The sequence below is a fragment of the Lysobacter spongiicola DSM 21749 genome, assembly GCF_900167055.1.
Taxonomy (GTDB): domain Bacteria; phylum Pseudomonadota; class Gammaproteobacteria; order Xanthomonadales; family Xanthomonadaceae; genus Novilysobacter; species Novilysobacter spongiicola.
In genome coordinates this window covers 18,544-41,752 of sequence record NZ_FUXP01000017.1, presented here as the reverse complement: position 1 = coordinate 41,752, position 23,209 = coordinate 18,544, and the positions used below count along the sequence as shown (strand labels likewise).

26 protein-coding genes are annotated in these 23,209 nt (G+C 66.4%); 8 read left to right on the top strand and 18 right to left on the bottom strand.

Annotated elements, in window-relative coordinates; translation table 11 throughout:
• The 3 genes from B5D37_RS13970 to B5D37_RS13960 form a co-directional block, all read right to left on the bottom strand.
• Window positions 1–243 (bottom strand): leucine zipper domain-containing protein (locus tag B5D37_RS13970; protein ID WP_143814141.1); only part of this gene is annotated, 243 nt, incomplete at its 3' end.
• Window positions 244–326: 83 nt separating this feature from the next.
• Window positions 327–566, bottom strand: a complete 240-nt coding sequence (locus tag B5D37_RS13965; protein ID WP_078759350.1) for a hypothetical protein — start codon at window positions 564–566, stop codon at window positions 327–329.
• Between the two features lie 79 nt (window positions 567–645).
• Window positions 646–3,486, bottom strand: coding sequence for a sensor domain-containing protein (locus B5D37_RS13960; RefSeq protein WP_159447411.1), 2,841 nt, complete (start codon window positions 3,484–3,486; stop codon window positions 646–648).
• 244 nt (window positions 3,487–3,730) lie between these two features.
• Here B5D37_RS13960 and B5D37_RS13955 point away from each other — a divergent pair, with 244 nt between their 5' ends.
• Both B5D37_RS13955 and B5D37_RS13950 read left to right on the top strand, forming a co-directional pair.
• Window positions 3,731–4,603, top strand: coding sequence for an MBL fold metallo-hydrolase (locus B5D37_RS13955; protein ID WP_078759348.1), 873 nt, complete (start codon window positions 3,731–3,733; stop codon window positions 4,601–4,603).
• 76 nt (window positions 4,604–4,679) lie between these two features.
• Entirely contained in the window at window positions 4,680–4,973 is a 294-nt protein-coding gene (locus B5D37_RS13950) for a hypothetical protein (RefSeq protein WP_078759347.1), read from the top strand.
• A gap of 114 nt (window positions 4,974–5,087) precedes the next feature.
• Here B5D37_RS13950 and B5D37_RS13945 read toward each other — a convergent pair whose 3' ends face one another.
• Entirely contained in the window at window positions 5,088–5,552 is a 465-nt protein-coding gene (locus tag B5D37_RS13945) for a PA2169 family four-helix-bundle protein (RefSeq protein ID WP_078759346.1), read from the bottom strand.
• A 205-nt stretch (window positions 5,553–5,757) separates the two neighbouring features.
• Complete coding sequence (locus tag B5D37_RS13940; RefSeq protein WP_159447410.1) at window positions 5,758–6,891, bottom strand: HDOD domain-containing protein; 1,134 nt, start codon at window positions 6,889–6,891, stop codon at window positions 5,758–5,760.
• Between the two features lie 171 nt (window positions 6,892–7,062).
• On the opposite strand from B5D37_RS13940, the gene B5D37_RS13935 reads away from it, so the two are divergent.
• Window positions 7,063–7,548 carry a pyridoxamine 5'-phosphate oxidase family protein gene (locus B5D37_RS13935; RefSeq protein WP_078759344.1) on the top strand — a complete coding sequence of 162 codons (486 nt, stop codon included), beginning with the start codon at window positions 7,063–7,065 and terminating at the stop codon, window positions 7,546–7,548.
• An 85-nt stretch (window positions 7,549–7,633) separates the two neighbouring features.
• Here the strand turns inward: B5D37_RS13935 and B5D37_RS13930 are convergent, their stop codons facing one another.
• From B5D37_RS13930 to B5D37_RS13910, 5 genes are all read right to left on the bottom strand, one after another.
• Window positions 7,634–8,449, bottom strand: a complete 816-nt coding sequence (locus B5D37_RS13930; protein ID WP_078759343.1) for a hypothetical protein — start codon at window positions 8,447–8,449, stop codon at window positions 7,634–7,636.
• Window positions 8,449–9,069, bottom strand: coding sequence for a DUF1989 domain-containing protein (locus B5D37_RS13925; RefSeq protein ID WP_078759342.1), 621 nt, complete (start codon window positions 9,067–9,069; stop codon window positions 8,449–8,451). Before B5D37_RS13925 ends, B5D37_RS13930 begins: the two co-directional genes overlap by 1 nt.
• 5 nt (window positions 9,070–9,074) lie before the next feature.
• Window positions 9,075–9,824: a guanitoxin biosynthesis heme-dependent pre-guanitoxin N-hydroxylase GntA gene (gene gntA, locus B5D37_RS13920; RefSeq protein ID WP_078759341.1), complete on the bottom strand. Its 750-nt coding sequence runs from the start codon at window positions 9,822–9,824 to the stop codon at window positions 9,075–9,077.
• 174 nt (window positions 9,825–9,998) lie between these two features.
• Window positions 9,999–10,709, bottom strand: a complete 711-nt coding sequence (locus tag B5D37_RS13915; protein ID WP_078759340.1) for a hypothetical protein — start codon at window positions 10,707–10,709, stop codon at window positions 9,999–10,001.
• A 164-nt stretch (window positions 10,710–10,873) separates the two neighbouring features.
• Window positions 10,874–11,569 carry a PAAR domain-containing protein gene (locus B5D37_RS13910; protein WP_078759339.1) on the bottom strand — a complete coding sequence of 232 codons (696 nt, stop codon included), beginning with the start codon at window positions 11,567–11,569 and terminating at the stop codon, window positions 10,874–10,876.
• Between the two features lie 234 nt (window positions 11,570–11,803).
• Here B5D37_RS13910 and B5D37_RS13905 point away from each other — a divergent pair, with 234 nt between their 5' ends.
• Window positions 11,804–12,205, top strand: coding sequence for a hypothetical protein (locus tag B5D37_RS13905; RefSeq protein ID WP_078759338.1), 402 nt, complete (start codon window positions 11,804–11,806; stop codon window positions 12,203–12,205).
• A 319-nt stretch (window positions 12,206–12,524) separates the two neighbouring features.
• Here B5D37_RS13905 and B5D37_RS13900 read toward each other — a convergent pair whose 3' ends face one another.
• The 4 genes from B5D37_RS13900 to B5D37_RS13885 all read right to left on the bottom strand — a co-directional run bounded on the left by B5D37_RS13900 (window position 12,525) and on the right by B5D37_RS13885 (window position 14,728).
• On the bottom strand, window positions 12,525–12,914 hold the full coding sequence (locus B5D37_RS13900; RefSeq protein WP_143814340.1) for a hypothetical protein: 390 nt from the start codon (window positions 12,912–12,914) through the stop codon (window positions 12,525–12,527).
• Between the two features lie 224 nt (window positions 12,915–13,138).
• Window positions 13,139–13,549, bottom strand: a complete 411-nt coding sequence (locus B5D37_RS13895; protein WP_143814339.1) for a hypothetical protein — start codon at window positions 13,547–13,549, stop codon at window positions 13,139–13,141.
• 46 nt (window positions 13,550–13,595) lie between these two features.
• The gene (locus tag B5D37_RS14745) at window positions 13,596–14,243 is read right to left on the bottom strand and encodes a hypothetical protein (protein WP_200809258.1); all 648 of its coding nucleotides are present in this window, start codon (window positions 14,241–14,243) and stop codon (window positions 13,596–13,598) included.
• Between the two features lie 5 nt (window positions 14,244–14,248).
• Window positions 14,249–14,728, bottom strand: a complete 480-nt coding sequence (locus tag B5D37_RS13885) for a type IIL restriction-modification enzyme MmeI (RefSeq protein WP_078759335.1) — start codon at window positions 14,726–14,728, stop codon at window positions 14,249–14,251.
• A 143-nt stretch (window positions 14,729–14,871) separates the two neighbouring features.
• Here B5D37_RS13885 and B5D37_RS15125 point away from each other — a divergent pair, with 143 nt between their 5' ends.
• Window positions 14,872–15,093, top strand: a complete 222-nt coding sequence (locus tag B5D37_RS15125; protein ID WP_234987912.1) for a hypothetical protein — start codon at window positions 14,872–14,874, stop codon at window positions 15,091–15,093.
• A gap of 303 nt (window positions 15,094–15,396) precedes the next feature.
• Here B5D37_RS15125 and B5D37_RS13880 read toward each other — a convergent pair whose 3' ends face one another.
• Entirely contained in the window at window positions 15,397–15,843 is a 447-nt protein-coding gene (locus B5D37_RS13880) for a hypothetical protein (RefSeq protein WP_159447409.1), read from the bottom strand.
• Between the two features lie 334 nt (window positions 15,844–16,177).
• Between B5D37_RS13880 and B5D37_RS13875 the strand changes: the two genes are divergently transcribed.
• Entirely contained in the window at window positions 16,178–16,531 is a 354-nt protein-coding gene (locus tag B5D37_RS13875) for a hypothetical protein (protein ID WP_143814336.1), read from the top strand.
• Between the two features lie 243 nt (window positions 16,532–16,774).
• On the opposite strand, the gene B5D37_RS13870 is transcribed toward B5D37_RS13875, so the two are convergent.
• The gene (locus B5D37_RS13870; protein WP_078759332.1) at window positions 16,775–18,895 is read right to left on the bottom strand and encodes a M13 family metallopeptidase; all 2,121 of its coding nucleotides are present in this window, start codon (window positions 18,893–18,895) and stop codon (window positions 16,775–16,777) included.
• A 159-nt stretch (window positions 18,896–19,054) separates the two neighbouring features.
• Between B5D37_RS13870 and B5D37_RS13865 the strand changes: the two genes are divergently transcribed.
• Complete coding sequence (locus tag B5D37_RS13865; RefSeq protein WP_078759331.1) at window positions 19,055–19,519, top strand: tellurite resistance TerB family protein; 465 nt, start codon at window positions 19,055–19,057, stop codon at window positions 19,517–19,519.
• 94 nt (window positions 19,520–19,613) lie between these two features.
• On the opposite strand, the gene B5D37_RS13860 is transcribed toward B5D37_RS13865, so the two are convergent.
• Window positions 19,614–20,711, bottom strand: coding sequence for a DUF1615 domain-containing protein (locus tag B5D37_RS13860; RefSeq protein ID WP_078759330.1), 1,098 nt, complete (start codon window positions 20,709–20,711; stop codon window positions 19,614–19,616).
• Between the two features lie 111 nt (window positions 20,712–20,822).
• Between B5D37_RS13860 and B5D37_RS13855 the strand changes: the two genes are divergently transcribed.
• Entirely contained in the window at window positions 20,823–22,526 is a 1,704-nt protein-coding gene (locus tag B5D37_RS13855) for a tetratricopeptide repeat protein (protein ID WP_078759329.1), read from the top strand.
• A gap of 57 nt (window positions 22,527–22,583) precedes the next feature.
• Here B5D37_RS13855 and B5D37_RS13850 read toward each other — a convergent pair whose 3' ends face one another.
• A complete protein-coding gene (locus tag B5D37_RS13850; protein ID WP_078759328.1) occupies window positions 22,584–23,198 on the bottom strand; it encodes a glutathione S-transferase family protein in 615 nt (204 codons plus the stop codon).
• Window positions 23,199–23,209: the final 11 nt, after the last annotated feature.

The window sequence follows — 23,209 nt, the reverse complement described above, 5'->3', positions numbered from 1 at the left end:
CTCCAGCACCTGATCCACGATCCGTGGCGCTGTCGCGTGGGGACAGTGCCGCGGTCTCGAGGATCGATCGGTTAACCCGCCCGAACCTTCTTCCTTGAACCGTTTCAGCCACTTGTACGCTGTTCGAACGCTCACGCCGGCGGCGTGTGCGGCTTCTTCCACGCGCAGGCCCTGAATCAAGATGCGGTCCACGAGCAGGGCTCGACCGCGAGGGCTAAGGCGGGCATGTTTATGCAGGTTCATCCGGGGCTCCTGGAGGGGTGGCTGATTCGCACCTCCAGTCTTCCGGGACCACCCCGGATGAACAACCTACTGAGAGATCACAGCTAGCCGCTGCACCCCCCGCAGCAGACGGAGGGGATGGTGGTGACGTTGCGGCGGCCGACGGCGTATCCGGCGTCGACCAGCACCCGCACCAGGTCCTGTGTATCGCTGGACGTCGATACGCGCAGCACCTGGCCGGAGGGGTCGAGGTCGACCACGGCGGCCGGATCCTCGGCGAGGACCGCATCCTCAAGGAGGTCCAGGTCCGGGACCTGCCGGCCCATGTCGATGTGGTATTCCATGCACCTGCTCCAGCGGGGACGATGCCATCTTCGCCCCGCCCCTTCCGTGCTGCCCTGATCCGGGTCAAGCCTGCCCCGGTCAAGCCTGGCTGGGAGCGCCGCCCTGGTTGCGGCGAACCAGCAAAGACTTGAACTCGCCGGCTTCGAGCGGGTGGCTGAACAGGTAACCCTGGTACTGGCGACACCCGAGCTGCTGCAGCGCATCGTGCTGCTCGGCAGTCTCCACCCCTTCGGCCACGGCCTTCAGCCCGAGGGATCCGGCCAGCGCGAGGATCGTCCGCACGATCTCGTTGGCGCCGCGGTCTTGCGGTAGTCCAGAGACGAAGCTGCGATCGATCTTGAGCTTGGTGAGCGGAAAACGCTGCAGGTAGGCGAGGCTGGAGTAGCCCGTCCCGAAGTCGTCCACCACGAGGCCCACGCCCATGCGCCCCAGCCGCGCCAGTTGCTGCTCACCCTCGGCGGTGTGTTCCATCAACAGGCTCTCGGTGATCTCCAGCTCCAGCCGGTCCCCGGCCACGCCACTCGCCTCGAGCGCTGCGGCGACCTCCTCCGGCAGTCCACCGGCGCGGAACTGGTCGCGGGAGACGTTGACGCTGAGGAACAGTTCCTCGTGGCCGGCTGCGTCCACGGCGGCCTTGAGTCGACAGGCTTCCTTCAATACGAACGATCCGATCTCGCAGATGAGCCCGGATTCCTCGGCTACCGGGATGAACTGCTGCGGTGGAACGACGCCCAGCTCCGGGTGGGTCCATCGTGCGAGCGCCTCCATGCCGATGATCCGGGCCGCGGGTCCGCGGCTGTCGTAGATGGGCTGCAGCACCACGCGCAGTTGCCCGCGCTCGACGGCGCGCCGCAGCTCATGCTGCAACCGGACCTGGTAGGCGACATCGGTGCCCATCGCCGGGTCGTACACCACCGGACGCCGATCGGCCCGCCGCCGCGAGATGCCCAGCGCGAGGTCGGCACAGCGCAGCAACTCCTCCGCGTTGTCGGCGTGGCGCGGGAACATCGCGCCTCCGCATTGAGCGCGCAGGCTGACCTCGATCCCCTTTACCTCCAGCGGCCGGCCCATGTGCGCCTGCAACGCCTCCAGCCGTTCGGCCAACTCGGCTTCGCCCCCGCCCCAACAGCCGGCTAGCATCGCGAATTCATTCGGACCGACCAGCGCGACCTCCTGCGGCTGGACATCCCCCGCCTGCTCCAGGCGCCTGATGACCTGGCGCATCATCTCGGCGGCGTGGGTCGCACCAAATACATCGCGGAACTCGAAATAGCGGTCCATTGAAAGCCGCAACATCACCGCGCAGTCGCCCGGCCGCTCGCGGATGCGCCGGGCAGTGGCCAGCAGAAGCCCGTGCTCGTTGAGCGCGCCGGTAACCGGGTCGTGCTCGGCGAAGTAGCGGCTCTGCGCCTCCTGCCGGTGGCGTTCGCCGATATCGGTGGCGATCTCGGAAATCCCGACGCAGCGCCCGTCCCGGTCGGCGATCGACGACAGCGAGAGTTGCACGTGCGCCAGCCCGCCGTTCCGGCGCATGCGGACGGTCTCGAACCGTACCAGCGATTCGCCCGCCAGCACGCGGTCGATCATCGTCTCCGACTCGGCGATCCGGTCGGGCGGCACCAACAGCGACAGGTGCGATCCGATGGCCTCCTCTGCCGCATGCCCATACAACTCGTCCGCACCCCGGTTCCAGCTCAGGATGTGCCCCGCAGGATCCAGGGAAATGATGGCATCACCGGAAGACCGGACGATGCTGGCCAGGCGCTCCGCAATGCGGTGCTCGCCCTCGCGATCGGTGATGTCGATCGCGATGCCACCCACGAGGCGCACCTCGCCCCGCGGCCCCAGCGGGAACTTGAACGTCTCGAACAGACCCATCGAGCCATCGCTCCTGACGCTGGGTTCGAGCACCCGCTCCGGTTGCCCGGAATCGGCCACGCGGATGGTGTTCTGCAGGTAGAGGTCGGCCTGCTCCTTCGGATACAACTCCCACAGCGTCGCAGGAAGCGGGCGGCTGCCCATGCTCTGCAGCAGCTCGATGTAGGCGGCATTGGCCGCCAGCATGTTTCCCTTGTCGTCGGCGATCCACGCCAGCCCGGGGCAGTTTTCCAGGAATGCGTGCAGCATCCCTTCCCGCTGCCGCAGCTCGATCTCGGCGGTCTTCCGCGCGGTGATGTTTTCGGCGGAGATGGTCACGCCATCGCTCAGGGGCACGATCTGGTGGCGGAGCCAGCGCATGCTGGCCGGGTACTCCGGCACCTCGTACTCCTCGATCCTGGGCTGCTGGTCATCCATCACCTCCCGACACAGCGCGACCAGCTTTTCGATCCGGCTGCCGGGCACGGCTTCGCGAACGCTTCGCCCCACCAGTGCGCGCGGATCGCGGCGCATCAGTAGGCCACCCATCGGGTTGCAGTATTCGCAGGTGAAGTCGACGATCCGACCCTCACCGTCGCGCCTCGGCGACAGCATGTAGAGCGCACTGAGCGCGCCCGACGCTCCGCGTTCAAACCACTCCGCCAGCCGGCCCCGCTCGGCATTGAGCCGATGCTCGACGGTCAGGTCGGTCTGCAAGGAAACGAATGCCTCGAATGCGCCTCCCTCCCCGGCTATCGGGTGGATGCGCGACCGACTCCAGTACGTGCGCCCGTCGCGCGCGTACTGGAGCAGCGTTGCCCTTACTGCGCGGCCTTTGGCGAGGGTGTCGCGCACGCGCTGGAGCTCGAGCCTGTCGGTGTCCGGCCCATGGAGGATGCTTGAGGATCGGCCCAGGACATCTGCACGATGCCAGCCGGTCGTGCATTCGAATGCACTGTTGACGTAAAGAATGCGCGGACCGTTGAGCAGGTCCGCATCAGTGACCATCACTGCCTCCTCGACATGCTCGAGGCCAGCCAGCATCCACGCAGCTTCTTTCATCGGCACCCCTGTCCCTGACATTGCACGCCCCGCCGCTTCCCGTCCCTGGTAGGCAGTGACCGCGCCTTCCGGCGCGGACCGCGTGACGGATCCACCCTATGGCGCGCGCGCGGGAGGTTCCGTGAAACCGGTCAAGGTGCGGACCCATGGATACCCTTGCGGGACGCAGCCGACACAGTCCGCACATCACGTAGCTTGGACCGCTGGCCCGGGAGAATCCGGGTTCCCGGCCCGGGCCGTCGTCATGCGTCTCCATCACCTCAACTGCATCTCCACATGCCCTTTGGGCGGTCGCCTCAAGGATGGCTTCACACCGGGCGTGTTCGAACGCGGGCACCTGGCTTGCCACTGCATCCTGGTGGAAACCCCGGAGTCGCTGGTGCTGGTCGACACCGGCCTCGGGCTGCGGGATGTCGCCGATCCGTACTCGCGCCTGAGCCGCTTCTTCCTGGCGCTGGTACGACCGGACTTCCGTGAGCAGATGACAGCGGTGAGACAGATACAGCATTTGGGCTTCGACCCGGCGGACGTGAGCCACATCGTGCTGACCCACCTCGACTTCGACCACGCTGGCGGCCTTGACGACTTCCCGCGGGCCCAGGTGCACATGATGGCGCGGGAGCGTGACCATGCACTGCTGCAGGAGACCTGGCTGGACCGGCAGCGGTTCCGTCCGCAGCAGTGGTCGACTCGCCCGCACTGGAAGGTCTACGACGGCCCACGCGGGGAGGAATGGATGGGGTTCGGTGCGGTACGCGGACTGGACGGTCTTCCGCCCGAGATCCTGCTGGTCCCGCTGCCGGGTCATACCCACGGCCATGCAGGGGTGGCCATCCAGACCGGCGAAGGCTGGAGGCTCCTCGCCGGGGACGCCTATTTCCATCGCGACGAAATGGACCCGGGCCACCCGCGCTGCACGCCCGGACTGCGGCTCTACCAGTGGATGATGGAGAAAGACCGGGAGGCGCGCCTGCGGAACCAGGCCCGGCTGCGCGAACTGCGCCATCGTGCCGACACGAGGCTCGACCTGTTCTGCTCGCACGATGTACTGGAGTTCGAACGAATCAGTGGCCGCTCGGCGCGCCTGCCCGCCGGGGACATCGAAGCCCGGCATTGATCGAACCGCACGACTTCACCGGTCCCGAACCGGCGACGCCCGATGATCGCTATCCACCCAAAGCACCGGAGCCGACATGCAGCAGGATATCGAAGCGGGATTCATGGTCTTCGTAGCCGATGGAGAAATGGGCGTCGCGGCCGTCCGCGAGGTCCGCGACCAGGAGATGGTGATCAACGTCCAGAACGCCGGCGATTTCGTGGTGCCGTTAACTGCCGTCAGGGACGTGCACTCCAAGAAGGTCATCCTGGATCTCGATCGCCTGGACCGCCGGCTGTGCGAGGCGCTAGGCCACGTCCACGACAACGAGGACCCCGACTACGCGGCCCTCGATCCGGATGCCGGCACCCCTGCCGGGAAATCGGACTGACTTCGCCACTGGCCTCGCCGCTCCGCCCAGATGCACGTGCCGGAGCCATAAACCAGCCAAAAAAAGACGCCGGTGGGACCGGCGTCTTTTCGTGCTCACGATGTGGCATCGCGATCAGTGGCGGGTGGACTCCATCGCCCACTTCCGGTCACGCATGGTGTCGTGCTGCTGCTTCACCGTCGGCAGGTAGGACTGCACGGCCTGCTTGACGGTGGCCGGGGCGTCGTCGTCCTCCAGCACGTCCTTGAACGCGTGGAGCATCCGGTCCTCGGATTCCTCCAGCTGGGCCACGTAACCGTAGTCGTCGCTGCCCATCTTCCCGCGTACGTCGCCGTACATGCGATGCAGCGTGCCGCGGAAGGTACCGTCGGTATCCGGCTTCGCCCCCTCCAGCTTCACCTCGCTGGAAAGCGCGCCGACAAGCGAGTTCTTCGACTGCGCCATGTCGGCAAACAGCGTCTGCAGTTGCGGGTTCTTCGCCTTGGTGGAGGCATCCTCGTAGAACTCGGCGCTGTCGCGCGTCACGGCCAGCAGCTCGTTGAGGGTCTCGATCTTCTGTTCTCGGATGTTGTTGTTCATGCAATTCTCCTTGCGCTTGATCCGGGTGCGCCATTCACTCCGTCGGAGGCGCGCAGTCCGGGTTCGTGGTTCCAACGGAACGCCCGTAGTTTCTCAGGGCGCCCGTAAAAACCGCGTGCAAGTGATTGATTTTACTTAACCTGAGGTGAGTGGGGCACGGCGAAGCCCGCAGCAGCAAGCGCTCCCGGGCAACCGGCGAGTGTGCTCAGCCGGCCTCCTGGGCGTCCACTTCACGCCGCAGGCGCCTCCAGATGCCATCCACTGCCGTGCCGCCCCTGCCTTCGATCAGGTGCAGCGCCTGGAGGGCATCATGTTCCGCCACCGCGTCGCGGGCGCAGAGCATCGCCAGGGTCGCCGCGCTGCGTCCAAAGCAGAGCGACCTCGCCAGTGCCCCCTGCTTCGGTGCCGCGGCACCCTGCTCCGCCAGCGCCTGTGCGATCGCGTCCGACAGCTCCCACTTCGCGGCAATGCGACGCGCCACCGGATCCGTCCATCGGTCCAGCAGGGCGACGGCAACCCCCACCTGCGGCGCGACGCCGGGCCGCTTGGCGTACTGGTCCCGCACCACCTGGACCACGATGATCGCGGCCAAGCCCTGCAGGAGCCCGCCCAGTTGCGCGGCAAAGGCGTCGCCACGCTCCACGAGCTTGGCGTGGTCGGCCGCGGCCACCGCGGACATCAGCGCGTGCTCCCACATCGTGCCGGGAAAGCCGGCGAACGCCCCACTGCCGGACCCCATCACCGGCTGTACCAGCGCCGCGGAGATGATCTGCCGCAGCCCGTCAGTACCCACCATCGCCACGGCCCGGTCGATGCTGTCCACCGGCTTGGACTGCACCCGGTACAGCGGACTGCCGGCGATCCGCAGCAGGTTCGCTGCCAGCGCCGGATCCTGCCCGATGATCGCCGCGATGGCCTGTGCGGACGCGCTCGGATCATTGATGGTCCGCATCAGTTGCGGCAGCAGGAGCGGCCTGCGAGGTGTGTACCTGCGCTGGGTGTCGATACGGGACAACAGGTCCGCCGCCGCTGCAGCCACCTCGGCGTGCGCGGAACCTGGCGCTGCCGGGGGGCGCGCAAGCATCGGCTGCTCGAATGCCAGCGCATACAGCCGATGCGGCAGGGCGTCCGGCAACAGATCCGTGGAAACGGGTATCTCCCCTGCCGGCGCGTACCCGTCTTGAGCCACTGCATCGACGGTGCCGCTCGCGTCCACGCGGGATGCCGCATTGGTTCCGGACACCCGGCCCGGCGAACGCCCGCGGCGCCGGAACAGCCACGCCGCGCAACCGGCCGCCACCAGCACCAGGGTGCCGAGCACAAGAAATGATGTCGCCATTGCCTTCCCCCAGAACAAAGCGGCCCGCGGATCCGGGATTCCGGCCACGCCCCATGGCTCGCCCGCCGATATTACCCGCACGCACCTCTCACACGCCTCTAAGGGGGCTTCGGTTAGTAAATGGGGCGCTGCCTTTGGCATGCCATTCCCCCCATACCAGGAGAAACAACGATGACCAGCCCGAAGGAACTGGAAGCCAAGCTCTGGGATGCGCTCGAAGACGACCGCACCGTCATGCTGGGCCTCGAAGGCAACGACGGCGGCCACATCCATCCGATGACGGCCATGTCGGAGGACCACCACGCGCCGATCTGGTTCTTCACCTCCAGCGATACCGAGCTGGCCCGGCAACTGGCGAGCCCCCGCAAAGGCTTCGCCACCTTCGCCTCCAAGGACCACGAACTGTTCGCCACCATGCACGGGACCCTGCAGGTCCACACCGACCGCGCGGTGGTGGACCGCTTGTGGAACCGCTTCACCGCCGCCTGGTTCGAAGGTGGCAAGGACGACCCCAAGCTGAGGCTGTTGCGCTTCGACGCCACCGAAGCCGAGGTCTGGCTCAACGAGCACAGCCTGCTGGCGGGCGTGAAGATGCTGCTGGGCGTCGACCCTAAGAAGGACTACCAGGACAAGGTCGGGGAGGTCGACCTGCGCTGACCATGGATCGCACATCCCGGCGTCCGCCGGCGCCGGGATGTGTCACCGCGGTAGGCCCGCGCCCTCACCGGCTGTCAGACGCTCGTCAGCCGCCGCCCGGGCAACGGACCCGGGTGAAGGCGTCCCCTTCCGGCCCCTCGATGGTCAGCTGCCCGTCGCCAGACAACGTCAGCGTGCGCTCTTCGGTCCACTGCTGACCTTCCCCGCTGTAACTGGCGGTGACCACTAGCGTGTCGTCGTCCAGCAGTTCCAAGTACTGCGGAACCGCGACGCTTTCGTGAAAACGCAGCTCACGTTCGGTGATCTCCAGGCCACCGACGCTCTGGCGGTCGCAGTTGGCATCTTCGGGCGCCCAGTAGCCGGTGAAACGTGCGGGGATTGATTCGGCAACTGCATCCTCACCCGGTGGGCGCGGGGGCGGCATCGATGCCGGGCGCGCGCAGCCCCGGATCGGTTCGCCGCCATCGATGGACAAGGTCCCCGTCATCGGGAAGCTCGCGCCGGACATGTCGTCCTGGCAGGCAGCGTCCGTGATGCGCAACTCGACCTTGCCCGCGTCGTCGCCGGCACGGATCAGCCGTGTCTGGGGGTCGGTCGACGTATCGATGTCCGAGGCGTGGATCGGCATGCGCCGTCCTTCTACGCCAGCCCCCTCCAGCACGACCACGCCGTCTTCGGCGCGTGCCTGCCAGAACGGTTCGTTGGTGGAGACGATCAGGTCCGTCGGGACCTGCCCCTTGATGTCGCCGGGGTCGTTGTCGCCAGGCATTGCCTCCTGCGGAGCGGGCGCGCCAACGGGATCCGCCGACGCGGTCGGTGCTTCCTGCCCACCGCAGCCGCCCAGCACTCCGGCAGCGAGCAGCACGGTCGATGCCCTTACGAGTTCCTTGCGCAGCGTCATCACTTGTTCTCCCTTGCCGCCCGTTCGACGCGGAAGTCGATGGGCTTGTATCGGAAATTGTTCGACTGCCCCGCCGAACACGCCGTCATCGCCGCGACCATTGGCATCAACGCACGCAGGCGCACGTGGTCGCCCGCCTTGCTCAACGGCGGCTCCACGGTGATGCGGCCGGTGCCGGCGTCCACGGCCACGTGCATGAACACGTTGAAAGCGATCGGCACCTGGTCCACCCCGATGCCATAGGGTGCCAGTGCCGACGCCAAGTTGCCCTCGCAGCCGGGCCTTCCCTCCGTCTCGCCATAGATGATCGAGAACGTGTCCTTCGAACAGGGAGTGAGGGTGAAGTCGTGGCGGCCGCAAGTGTCTTCGATGATCTCGAACATGGGCCGGCTGCGATTCGAGTACAGCAGATCGCCGGTGGTGAGCCACAGTCTGGAGGCATAGTCGATGGAGCGGCCGGAGGAGAGGTACTCCCGCGTGTCGTCGCGCGCGAAGGCGACCAGGTCGCTGACCTGCTGTCCTTCCGGGTCGATGATGACCAGCTCGTCGCCGGCCTCCAGGTCAACCGACCGTGCCGAACATGGATCGATGCGGGTCGCCTCGGTGTCTTTCGTAGTCATCCGGGTCACTTCTTCCTCGTCGGTTGCATGGCGTGGAAGGGGCAGCGCCAGTCCTTCTCCACGGCCCGGCCACTGTACTGGCGCGTCTCTGGCGCGGTGCCGAAATCGGCGAGATTGGGGTTGATCGAGCCCTGCAATTCGGTGTCTCGCTGGCGGATGGCCTTCTGCATCCGTGCGTAACGACCGTCCGCGCGGAGCCGGTCGAACTGGCTATGCGAATTGAACACCATCGCAGGGTTCGGCAGCCGCCGTGCAATGCGCGAGGCGCCAGAGTGCAGCCCGATCACGAAGAACGGATGCCCGGCCAGGCTCAGGCTGAAATCGGGAGCGTCCGGGTCACGGCCAACGTCCGGCGACCAGCCCTGGCCTCGCCGCACGTCCAGCGCGTGCAAGCGCTGCAGTTGCGACCAGAGAAGGGCTTCGAAACGCTGCTCGTCAGTGTCGCCGGGACCGTCGAATACCGCGGCCAGCGAATGCAGGGTCAGGTCTTCCCCATCCAACTGGTCCAGCTCTGCCGCAAAGCCCTCCAAGGCATCCAGCAGCAATGCATCGTTGGCGCGATCGCCGAGACGGCCGAGGGTCACGCAGCGCAGTCCGCCCTGGGACAGTGCGGCCTTGGCGCCTACACACGGAAATTCGGCGGCCTTGATGTGCTCTGCGAGCGAGTCGGACAGCGCCTCGTTGTTGGCGCCCGGCGCGGTGGCCGAAGTAGCAGGATCAAGCGTGACGGGACAAGCGGAGGTCGTACGGGACATGCGCTACTGCCATTGGGGTCAATCAACCCGGAGCCCGCACGATAGGCGGCGGCCCGTCGTGCCGGCGTCGAGACGGCCGCCTCAAGCTGAACGTCTCGCCGTCGCCGGCATTCTGAATCCGCGGTGATTCCGGCCATACAAAGGATGTCGGGTTGTACTGACGGAGGAGCTCGTTCAGTCCAGCTCCGCGCAATAGCTGGACAGAGTCGCGGGCCTCTGTGCGGTATCAGCCGATTCCGTTGCGAGCCATCCCATGACGTTGGGAGGGACACGATCGCCGCGCTGATTGCTCTCGTAGCGGCCGGTGACCTCGACCCACTGCCCCGCCCTCGTGGCCAGTTCCGCGGTGACGGCCGGGTCGCCCTCGATCCATGCGGCGGCGGCAGGCCAGCCTTCGCATTCGGAGATCACCGGCCGACCATCAACCAGCCGCACGAACCCGATGGTCTGGACGTTACGCGGCGCGTAATCGCCCATTTGAACTACCCCGCTGATCTCGTATCGGCAGATCTCGTCTGCCGCTCCGGCCCAAGGGAAACAGGCCCTCTCGTAGGGAGATTTCCCATTGGGATAACGGGGATCGTCCTTACCGACATACGGCGTCAGAAGCGCATGACGCCCGATGCGCTCCGCTGACAGTGTTCCACCGGCCCCCTGCACCGCAGGCGCCCGAACATCGACGGAGGTGTAACGGCCAGTGATCTGGACCCGATAGTCCACAAAGTCGTCCACGTCCATGCCCGGCCATTGCGCCAGTGCCGGCGTCGGATCGAGCACGACAAATGGCGCTTCGGGCTGGTCACCGGCCATCACCAGCAGAAGGCCATCGCGCCGCACCAGCAGTCCGCCGGTAACCTGCACGATGCGCTCGTCGTGGCCGCTCACGCGCGGAAGATCCGCAATGCCAACGCGGCAGGGGTCGATTCTCCTACGGTCCTCCTCGGCGCACGGCAAAGGGTCGGTCGGACTCGTGGCGGCTGATCCGGGGGTGACGGGTGAGTTCTTTACGCAACCCGCGCACACCATCAATGCGATGAATGCCAAGCGCCTCAATGCCGTGTCTCCGCTGCTCCGAGTTCAACGGCCGAGCCGGAACCCAGGGAGCTCGCACCCGCCGCGGCATGCTGAAGTTCGAGGTATCGGCGCCAGACCCGGCTGATGTTTGAACCTACCTCGACTTCGAACGCGACCGAATTGGCAATCGGTTCGACGATGGCAGCCCATGCCTGCGCCGCCTCCAACTCTGTTCCGTAGGGACGAAAGGCACCTGCACGAAGCAGCGCCTCGTCCGACACCCGTACCACTTCACGCGCCTTTTCGGGATCCGGCGGGCGGCGGTACGGATCATCGGAATGGACATGGGTGATACCCGCGTCGCTTCCATTGTCGGCGCGACTCTCGGCAACGCTGCCGGCACCATTCCACGCCATCGGGGTGGTGGCTGAGGCGGCGGCAGCCGGCGCGCCTGAGCCGACACCCGCCTGCAACGCCACGCGCACTTGCTGCACCGCCAGCACCGCGCACCCACACGCCAACCTGCTCCCATGCAGGGCCACCGGGTGGCCGTCGATGATCGTGGTCGGATCGCCGTCCACGATCGGGAAGGTGCCCTGGTGCTTCGGACAGGTCGCTTTGTCGGTCACCCGCGCCACCGGTTTACCGTCAACGTCTGTAAACGCGCTGCCAGTGACGACCTTTCCGCCACTCGACGTACTGTCTCCCAATACCGCCCACATCCTTGTCATGCCAGTTCTCCTTGTGACGTTCAGCCGACGTCCCTGTCGCAGCGCCGGCTAAGGATGGTACGCGGAACCGGCGTGACCGCTACCGATCGATCGCGGCTAGCCGGAGACGGTACCGCCCATCATTCTCCGGACTCAGCGGGCAAGCTTCGGACCACCGGGCTGTTCCCACGGATAGATGTTGTCCACGTCGCGTCGCTATGCTCGCTTGGACTTTGGAACGGATGGCGCAACCCGATGGGCAGCTTCAAGGCCGGACTTCTGGCGGCGGCAACTTGTCTGCTGGCCGCGTGTGGGCAACAGGACAAGCCTTTGCTGGTGACGATAAAGCGGCCGCCTGAAGGCGAAGTCGTGCACATGACCGCCCTCCTCAGCCAAGCCCGCCTGTCTGTGATCGATGGCTGCGTGCGCGTGGTTCCGGATTCAGAGACCAGAGTCGGATATCTGGGCGTTTTCCCCTATGGATTCGCCATTGAGGCGGCTGACGAGGGCTTCGTGGTGCTTGACGACCGCGGGAGGCGTTGGGGCGCCACTACATCGCCGCGAAATATCGGCGGTGGGGAACTCGAAGCAATTCCAGTGAACGAGGTTACCGACATGGGGCGATGCGAAGGGCCCTACTGGATTGTTGCCCCCTAACCGGGCACGCGCCGCTATGAGGAGCCCATCCTGAAATCGCAGGTCAGCTCCGATCGTGAAGGCGCCACAAGCGGCGGCCACGACATCGCTGGCCTCGGGCCAATCAAGGGGGCTCTCCTCGCGGGTTCGCGCGTAGCCCTCGCAAAGATACGGTGCGAGATCGGTGAGGGATTCTTGCTTTCCGTGCTGTAGAAAACTATCGATTCCGAGCTTGAGGGCGGGCTCGTAGCCTTCGAACGCCATGCCAGTGTGATAGAACGGCGCCGCATTAAACCGGAGTCAAAGGAGCGGAAGATATCCAACGGGGCCAGTCGCACTCCTACTCTTGCTTCAGCAGCCGCGTTACCTCCTCGTAATCGGCATCAACCAACCTGTGTCTATCGTTATGGAAGAGCGTGCCTCGGTATATGAGGTAGTACCCACGATTCAGGCTGGAATACCCCTCCAGGGGAACTCCCCGTCTGGCTGCCACCTGCCCCAGATACGGCGCGCGCGTGAAGGTGGTCAGGAACATCTCACCGCGGTAGCTCGCCAGCGAATCGCGCTTCAGACATCCCTCGCGCGCGGCGCAGAATTCTCCGCTCGTTGAGAACGGAGCACTGAAACGTGTCTTCAGCTGTTCCCCCACAACGCATGCCCCGGCGTGGCACTGCGCAATCCTCCACACCATGGTGCCGTCCATCGTGTCTGCATACTTCTCGTAGCGCACGTCTTCCAGACTCGCGGTCGCGATAGTGTCAGCGGGCCGGGCGCTGGCAACAACTTCCTCCGCGGAGATGGCGCCATCAAAAGACCGGGACGGCCGCGTGGACTGGCTGCAGGCCGCGCTTCCCAACACTGCAAGCACAAGAAGCGCTTGGCGCCAATTGCGGCAAGCAGATGCGCGTGATCTCGTCCTCGTGGCCTTTTCGACTGCCTCACCCGCCACCCGAGTCACCGCGGCAGCCAGCCTGAGGCATAGGGCGGGCCGCAACGCTTGGCTATTTCCGGATAGCCGCGCTCAGCCCAGTTCTTGGGCATTTCTCCGCCGCCAAAAACCATCTGCTGGCCAAAGTGGTAGGCCGTGCCGGTCACGGTGTTGCGCAGGAAATAGCCGGTGGCGTCCCGGCCGAGTTCTGTGCCTCGATGCCACAGTACAGTCCGGGTTTCGCCATCAATGCTGGCAATCCGGACGCAGCCGTGCTCGATGACGGGGACTCCGCCCAACGCCGCCGTCAGGAAAACCTCGTCTTGCCCCTCGGGTACCTGATCCAGAAGCGGCAGGAAAGGATCGCCCGACCCGCCTGGTGTCGCACAGCCGGCAGCGGCGAACAACATGAAAACAAGGCTCCCGAAAAGCTTCATCTACACCCGCTCCACCTGTTGCCGATCGGGAATACGAAATACCACATCAAGCCGATCCGATCTTCCCGTCCTGCTCCTGTGCCCTGCCCAACGCAACGAGCATTTCCACCAGCTTGGGCAACCGCTTCTTCCATGGGCCGCGGGCGGTAAACCGAGCGCCAATCTCGTCAATGGACAGGGGAACAGGGCTGGCGGCGAGGAGGTCGGCGACGGCGCGGACCTGGTCAACGGTGTCCTTCGGCCAGGGTTGCGGTTTGGTATTGGGCGGCAGCGGTACGGGGGTGGCGTCGGGGTCGGCTTGCTCCTCGCCGGCGGTGTCGGTGGCGAGGCGGGTCTGCTCGGGCGCGCGGTCGCGGGCGGCGTCGGGGTTCTGGAACTCGGGGCGCAGCCAGCGGATTTCGCCGCGGGCTTCTTCGGCGGCGCGCTCGGCGTTGAGGGCGACGAGGCGTTCGAGGATGGCTTCGTCGAAGGCGCGCTTGGCGTCGTCGCGGGTCTGGCCTTCGGCTGGCTGGTCATTGCCGTGGGCGATGCGCAGCGCGGGCAGCAGGTCGCCCCAGCCGTAGGCGTGGAGGACGGCTTCGTCGAGCTCGTCGTGTAGTTGGCGCAGGACGGAGACGAGGCCCTGTTCGTGGACGGTGCGCTCCTTGGCTGTGAGAGGTTCGCCGCTGCGCAGCTTCTCCAGCACGTTGTACATGCCGGTCAGGGTCTGCGGTGGCCGACATCGACCACCACCACAAACGGCGGCCGGCCCTCGGCGGCGGGCAGCGCACGGGCGTAGTTCTCGGCCTGGCTGCGGGCGCGCAGCAGGGCATCGTCGAAGCCCTTGGTGTGAGCGGCCTGCTTGAGCTTCTTGGATTCGAGGACGAAAGCGCCGCGGCGGTACAGGTCGATGCGCCCGGCGCTGCTGCTGCCGTCGCCGTGGGCAAAGGTGATCGGCCGTTCGAACATGTAGTCCTGATCGGCCGTGGGATGCGGCGTCTCGGCGCCCAGCAGGTGGCAGAGGTCGATCAGGAAGGATTGGGAGGTGGAGAGCTCCGACGCTTTGACGCCTCGCCACTTTTCGATGAAGGCATCGGCAGCGGCGTTGGCCTCGGCTGTGTCGCCCGGGCTGCCCTGATTCGTCGTTCGGGCACCTTCTCCCCCAGACGGAAGAAGGGACTTGGTGTCTGCGTCGGCCACGTTTGAGCCCCCTGCCCTGCTGCGCGTGATGCAGGCTGCAGGATACGTCAGCCGGTCGCCGGTTTGAGGAAGAACACTGGCGCAGCCGTCCGATACGGGGCGTTGACGGGAGGCCGTGATCTACTGCCCGAATGAAGGTCTTCATGAAAATCAGCATCGCCGCTCTGCTGGTCCTCGCAGCGCTCCATCCCTTTCATGCGACTGCCTGCTCCTGCGCGCCCCCTGGTAGTCCGGCGGAAGAGGCTGCGCGGGCATCGGATGTGTTCATGGGCGAAGTCATCCGCGTCGAGGATTCGCAGCCGCCCAATACGTGGTGGAACCGGCTTCTGTGGCGTTTGGGGGTCGGCCTGACCCCACGACCATGAGCAGTGCCCGTCCCATTGATTACACGTTCCGTGTTCTGGAGCCCTTCACGGGTGCACACGCGGACACCGTGGTTGTCGTTTCCGCAGCCGACGGGGCATCGTGCGGCTATCGTTTCAAAAGGGGCCAGCAGTACGTGGTGTATGCGACCGAGCACCAAGGGGAACTGCATGCCGGGCGGTGCAGCCTGACTGGCCCTGCCAGCGATCCAAGGTCCGGGTTGGCATGGCTCCGTACGCACCGGGCAGAACACTCCCCGCCCGCGACGGATTGACCAGCCACGACGGTATCCGCGGCGTGCGTGCTTACTTGGGCGGCGTCTGGATTGGATACGGAAGATAACCAATCCAGTACGGCGGGCCGCAGCGGGCCGCAATCTCGGGGTACTGCTGCGCCACGTTGGCCGCAGGCACTTCGCCACCGCCGCCGCGCAACTGCTCCCCGAACGCGTAGGCTTTCCCGGAAAGCGTGTTCCTGAGGAAGAACTTCCCTTCCCGTTCTTCCAGCTCGGTTTCCGGATGCCAGAGGACGGTACGCAGTCCACCAGTCGAATCCCGGACCTTCACGCACCCGTCGTGCACCACGGGGCGACCGATAAGCAGGGCTGCAAACCTCGCGTCATCCGCTCCCGGCGGCAGCGGCGGCAGCTTGGGCAGCAACACGTCCGCCTCACCCGGGGTCGGTTGCGTGCATGCGGCAATGGGGGCGAGCGTTGCAACAACCAGGGCGAGAACGAGTCGTGCATTTCGCATCAGACAACCTCTTTGGCATCGATGACACGCAGGCTCCATCCCCGGAGTGCGTACTGCAATCTGCAGGTTATGCGAGAAGGAGCTCCGGACCAACAGCGCCGATCCGCGACTCCGCTAGACTTCACAGGTCGAAGGACACGGAGAAAACATGACAAGGATGTGGGTTGTACTCGGAGACGCCACCTCGAGCGGCGGCCGGGTGGTCAGCGGATCACCCTTTACGGACATTGATGGCCAGCCGGCCGCGCTCGTGGATGCCGGTGGCGGTGCGGGTGCTGGTGCCGGTTCACCAACAGGCGGCGCCGAAGCGCGCGCGTGCGGCGAGTGATTCCTGGTGCCTGTGACCATTGACTCCAGAGCGCACGGCGGATGGCGCACGGCCTCGCTGACCTTGGGCGCGATGTCGGTTCTCGTTCCGGCCGCGTTCTTCACCTATATGCGCGTCGAATTCCTGCATCCAAATCCGTCCCGGGACGCCGAGTTCTGCGGGATGCCGTTGCTCGGCGCGATAATGCTCTGCTTCGCGGTTTGCTTCGCGTTGTCACTGTTTGCAGGGATCACAGGGATTCTGAGCTACTTGCAGCTGACGGCACCGCGCCCGCTACCGCGACGACTGGAATTGATCGCCGTCGGATCACCCGCCATGGCGGTGTTCGTCATTGCATTGGCCGTCGCGGTCCTCGAATAGGTCGCGGCAACGCCTTGGCGATGAGCCCGCTTCGGCGGGCTGTTGTATGTGGCCGAAGCCGGCTGCATCGCCGTGCCCAGTGCCTTTGGAAGACGTGATGCGGTTGTAGGAGCGGCTTCAGCCGCGATTGGGGAATGCCGCGGAAGGACGGTTTCTGGTCGCGGCTGAAGCCGCTCCTACAGGGGCTCACTGAGAAGAAAACCCCCCGGGTAGCCGGGGGGCTTTTGTGGAGCGGACGACTTGTTACCAGATGCGGACGCGGTCTTCCGGGGCGATCCACAGCTTGTCGTCTTCGGTCACTTCGAAGGCGTCGTACCAGGCATCGATGTTGCGCAGCGGTGCGAAGGCGCGGATGTGCCCCGGCGAGTGGGTGCCGTTCACCAGTTGCTGGCGCAGTGCGTCGTCGCGCCACAGGGTGCGCCAGACCTGCGCCCAGCCCATGAACAGGCGCTGCTCGCCGGTGAAGCCGTCGATCACCGGTGCCGGCTTGCCATCCAGAGAGCGGCGATAGGCCTCCAGCGCGATGGTCAGGCCGCCGAGATCGCCGATGTTCTCGCCCATCGCGACGGCGCCGTTGATGTGCATGTCCGGCAGCTGCGAGAACTCATAGCTCTCGTACTGCGCACCGAGCTTTGCAGCTTCAGCCTCGAACTGCTCCGCGTCCTCTGCGGTCCACCAGTCACGCAGCAGGCCGGTGCCGTCGGACTTGCGGCCCTGGTCGTCGAAGCCGTGGATGATCTCGTGGCCGATCACGCCGCCGATAGCGCCATAGTTCACCGCCGGGTCGGCATCGGGATCGAAGAACGGCGGCTGCAGGATCGCGGCCGGGAACACGATCTCGTTCTTGACCGAGGAGTAGTAGGCGTTGACCGTCTGCGGCGTCATGCCCCACTCGTCCTTGTCCACCGGCTTGCCGATGCGCACGCGGTCGTAATCCCACTCGAATCCACGCGAACGTTCGGCATTGCCGACCACGTCTCCCGCCACGACCTGCAGGTCGGCGTAGTCACGCCACTTGTCGGGATGGCCGATCTTCAGGCCGAAGTTCTCCAGCTTGGCGCGGGCCTCCTTCTTGGTCTCCGTCCCCATCCAGTCGAGCTGGTCGAGCCGCGCACCCATGGCCGCCTTCACGTTCGCGACAAGCTCGTCCATCTTGGCCTTGGCGTCGGGCGGGAAATACAGCTCGACGAAGTCGCGGCCGATCGCCTCGCCCATCGCATCCTGGGCAAAGCCGACGCCCCGCTTCCAGCGCGGGCGCTGCTCGGGCTGGCCGGACAGGAACTTGGCACGGAACTCGTACTCGGCGTCGACGAACTCCTTCGACAGGAGCGGTGCGACTTCATCCACCACGTGGAAGGCCTGCCAGGCCTTGAGCGTGTCGAGATCGGTGTCGGCAAAGACCTTCGCCATCTCCGGGAATGCGCTGTCCTGCCGCACCACGGCCTGCTCGGCGTAGTCGACGCCGGCGGCGTTGAAGAAGGTCGACCAGGGGAAGCCCGGCGCGGTGGTATCGAATTCTTCCAGCGCGACCGGATTGTAGGTCTTGGAACGGTCGCGGCTGTCGGCGCGGGTCCAGTGCGCCTCGGCGATGCGGGTCTCCATGCGCATCACGTCTTCCGCGCGTTGCTGCGGCTCCTCCCAGCCGGCCAGCTCGAGCATCTGGGCGATGTACTCGACATAGCGCTCGCGCTGCGGCTCGAACTTCTCGTCCAGGTACATGGCGCGGTCACCCAGGCCGATGCCGGACTGGCTCAGGTACAGCGCGTAGCTGTCCGGGTTGCGCTGGTCGTCTGAGACGTAGGCGCCGAACAGGCTGGCACCGAAGCCGCCATGTGCCTCGCCCATCAGGCGGGCCATGTCTTCCTTGCTTTCCGCTGCGGCAATGGCGTCAAGGTGCGGCTGCAGCGGCTTGGCGCCCAGCGATTCGATGGTCGCCTCGTCCATGAATGCCTGGTAGAGCGAGCCGATCTTCGCGGCATCGCCGCCGGTGGCGGGATCGCCTGCCGGGTAGCTCTCGACCAACTGGCGCAGGCGCGCCTCGGACAGGTCCCGCAGGACCAGGAAGGAGCCGTACATGGAGCGGTCGGAGGGGATCTCGGTGTTCTCGGCCCAGTTGCCGCTGACGTAGGCGAAGAAGTCGTCGCCGGGGTCGACGGTGGTGTCCATGCCGTCGGTGTCGATGCCCCACTCGCCCATGCGTGCGGCAGGAATGGCATCGCCGCCGCCCGCGGCGTCGGTGTCGGCCTGGAACAGGGGCTGGAGATCGCAGGCGCCATCCTGGCAGCGGTCGATATCGCGGGCGGCCAGCGGGGCCGCCACGGAAAGCGCGACGGCGGTCGCGACGCAGAGCAGGGTCTTCTTCAAGGCTTGGTTCTCCGGTTCAGTCGGTCGGCCCCTCGGGGCAACCCTTTATTTGTACCCCAGTCCGGAACCGCCTGCAGTGCGGACTCGGGCGGCCGGCGGGTTGACACCGCGCCCTGCGCCCCCAGTTCCAAGTGCTCACCGCGCGACAGGAACCTGAACATGACCTCCTGGTTCGAGAACCTCAAGAGCATCGTCAACCGGTACGAGCCATCCGACGATCCACATGCCCTGCCCCGCGCAGCCGCCGCATTGCTGCTGGAGATGTCGGTCACCGACGAGGGCGGCGAGCAGGTGGAGATGGCCATCGTCCATGAGGCCATTGGCAAGGCATTCGGCATTTCGCCCGAAGAGCGCGAAGACCTGCTGCATGAGGCGCACGATGCGCGCCGACAGGCGGTGTCCACCTACGACCTCACCAAGGACCTGCGTGCCGGTCTGGACGCGGATCAGCGGGCGGAGCTGGTGGAGTGGCTATGGGAAGTGGCGTTCGCCGATGCCCGGCTGGACATGCACGAGGAACACCTGGTCCGCCGCGTGGCGGATCTGCTGCACGTCCCCCACAGCGAGTTCATCCGCCGCAAGCTGCTGGTGAAGGAACGGGTGGAGCAGCGCCGCTCCGGCTAGCGCCTTTGTAGGAGCGACTTCAGTCGCGACCACGGTCGGGAGATGAGGTTGCGCGGTCGCGACTGAAGTCGCTCCTACAGCGGGAGCGGAGACGCTACTGCGCCATGCAGCGGCGGTAGCGCGCATCCACTCGCGTGGCGAACCACTCCGTCGTGAGCTCGCGTGTGATCTTGGGGCTGTCGAGCTTGATGCCCGGGATCATCGCCCGCGGCAGCGGCCGGCCACCGCGGGCTTCGGCCAGCTCGAACACACGCTTGAACAGCCACGAGTCGTTGAAGTCCAGCCGGTCGGCACCCTCGAGCGCCGAGCGGATGCTGCGTTCGTCCATGCCCAGCTCATTCGCCAGCGAGCGCACCGCGCGTTCGGTTTCGCCCGGCCGCTCCATCGGTGCCCCCGGCACCAGCAGGTCGCCATCCAACGCGAGCTCCCGCCCGGTAGCCACCGCCACCGCATTCTGGAAGGCGGCATTGCGACTGGCGTACCAGCCGGCATTGAAGTCGGCAAAGCGATGCACCTTGCGGGTATACGGCGTCTGGTAGCCCAGCAGGTGGGCGATCCCGAAGTACATTCCGCCGCGCCGGGTGAACACTTCCTGGCGGATGCTGGCGTGCACGGGGTACGGATAGCGGTCCGCATTGGCCTCGGCAAACGGAATGCTCACTTGCATCGGCCCGCCGGTTTCCACCGGGTTGAACCCGTCGAACAGCCTGCCGCCCAGCGGCACCTTGCCGATCAGATCCTCGTAGAGCTCGCTGAGCTCGCGCTCGGTTCGCACCGTGGCGAGCCGCTCCTCGTAGCTGCGGCGGTCAGAGGATTTGAGCTTCAGTGCCTGCCCCACCACGAACCGCGGAACGTGCACCTCGGCGGCCCTGCGTTCGATCTCCCTTCGCGCAATGGCAGGCAGGTTCGCTACCGGCGGATCGGCCTTGTAGCCGGACTCCTGCTCTGTCACCGCCAGCACGGCGCAGATGTTCTCGGGATTGGGAGTGATCTCCAGCGCCTGGAAGGCCATCTGGATGTCCGCTGCCCAGCCCGCCCGGTCATCCACGTGCGCGGGCATCCGCCTGGCGATGTCCGCCCTCACCACGCCGGGGCCGGGTCCACTTGGTGGAGGCGCCACCGTGGCACAGCCGGAGAGCACCACCAGACATGCAAACGCGCAAAGTCGCAGCCAACGGACGGTAAGGGACATGCGCACCCGGGACTCCTGCAGAAGGTCGCCTACGGTATCAACACATGGCACTTGACGGGGCCATGGGGCAGGTCCACAACGGGAGCCCCGGACTTCCCAAGGAGGTCCCCGATGTCCCGTGCCACCACCCGAACCACGATGCTCGCGACTGCCGTCGCGACATGCCTTGCCGCCACCGCCTGCACCACCCGCGACGACGTCGCGGCCACCCAACCATCGGTGTCGCCGCCGGAAGCGGCACTGCTCACCACCCTTCTGGATGGCCTCGGCGACCACTCCTTCCCCATCGACAGCGACCACCCGCAGGTACAGCGATGGTTCGACCAGGGACTGATGCTGGCGTACGGCTTCAACCACGACGCCGCCGAACGCGCGTTCGTCAGGGCCACCGAGCTCGACCCGGAATGTGCGATGTGTTGGTGGGGCGCGGCCTACGTGCTCGGTCCCCATGTCAACGCGGGCATGGACCCCGTCGACAACGACGACGCCTGGCAGCGCACGCAGAAGGCCCTGGAGCTGGTGCCGAAGGCGGATGCGCGGGCACAGGCGTTCATCCAGGCCCTGGCCGCGCGCTATGCCGATGCGCCACCCGATGACCGCACCGCACTCGACCGTGCGTGGGCCGACGCGACCCGCCAGCTGACCGCCTCCCGCCCGGACGACCTCGATGCCGCGGTGCTGCACGCCGAAGCCCTGATGGATCTGCAGCCCTGGTCCTATTACGACGAACAGCACCAGCCGGTCGGCCACACCAGGGAGATCGTCTCGACGCTCGAGTCGGTCATGGCACGCAATCCGGACCATCCCGGCGCGCTGCATCTCTACGTGCATGCAGTCGAGGCCTCCGACGCCCCGGAACGTGGAGCAGCGGCCGCAGACCGGCTGCGGGACCTGGTACCTGGATCGGGACACCTGGTGCACATGCCCGCGCACATCTACGCGCGCGTCGGCCGCTGGCACGATGCGGTCATCGCCAACCAGCGGGCGGTGGAAGCGGACGACGCCTACCTCGCGCTATGCGGTGCCAATGCGCGCGGCGTGTACCCGCTCGGCTACGTGCCGCACAACCACCACTTCCTGTGGTTCGCGGCCAGCATGGAAGGGGCCAGCGGCATCGCGCGCGGCGCCGCGACCACCACCGCCGAACGCATCATCGGCACGGGGATGCTGCGCGAACCCGGCTTCGAGGGCCTGCAGCACTACTGGATGACACCGGTGTTCGACCACGTGCGCTTCGGACGCTGGGAGGAGATCGCGGCCATGCCCAATCCAGCACCGGACCTGCCCTACGTCACCGCGATCTGGCACTACGCGCAGGGCACCGCGGCTGCCCGACAGGGGCGCACTGACGACGCGCGTGCGCACCTTTCGGCCCTGCGGCCCTTGGCCGCGGATCCCGCGATGGACCGGATGATGGTGTGGGAGCGCTACCCGCTCGCGCATGCGGTACGGATCGCCGAACGCAGCCTGACCGCGGGCCTGGCGCGGGCCACGGGGGATGCCAACAAGGAAATCGCCGCGCTGCGCGAAGCGGTGACGATAGAAGACCGCATCCCCTACGACGAACCCCCGGGATGGCATGCTCCCACCCGCCATGCGCTGGGGGCCGCATTGCTTGATGCCGGCGAAGCCGCGCAGGCCGAAGTGGTCTACCGCGAGGAGCTGCGGCGCAATCCCGGCAATGGATGGTCATTGCAGGGACTGGCCCGAAGCCTGGAGGCGCAGGGGCGCCGGCGTGAGGCGGACGGCGCCACCACCGAGTTCGAAACGGCGTGGTCGAATGCTGACGTGGAGCTCGTGGCTTCGCGGTTCTGATTCGCAGCACCGGCGGCCGATGCAGCCGGCGTGGCATTGGCCACGCCGGAAAATTGCCTATGCCGCCGCCAGCAACGCGGCATCCAGCTCCTTCGCCCGCTGGAATGCCGGACGCGCCTGGGTGCGCTGGATGTAGTCCTTGATGACGGGCGTTTCCGGCACCAGCCCGAACTGCGTCGTCCAGTTCAGGGCGGTACCCCAGAGCACGTCCGCCGCGCTGAAGCGCTCGCCCAGTACCCATGGCCCGCGTTCGATCTGTGCTTCGATCGCGCCGAGCATCGAGTCGAAGTCACGGTACGGGGACACGCTGGGCTCGGCCGGGCCCCGCTTGAGTGAGCGATCGACCACGGCGGGCTCGAAGCAGGAGGCGTAGTACACCAACCAGCGCAGGTAGCTCCCGCGTTCGGGATCGCCGATGGCGGGCGCGAGACCGGCTTCCGGAAAGCGATCGGCCAGGTGCAGGTAGACCGCCACCTGCTCGGTCACCACGGTGTCGCCGTCCACCAGCGTCGGCAGCTTGCCGAGCGGGTTGAGCGCGAGGAATTCAGGCCTGCGCTGCTCGCCCGCCTGCAGGTCCACGAGCTTTGCTTCGTAATCGACGCCCAGCTCTTCCAGCATCACGCGGATACCGGCAGAGCGGGAGTGCGGGTGGTGGTAGAGGGTCAGTGCCATGTGGTGCTCCT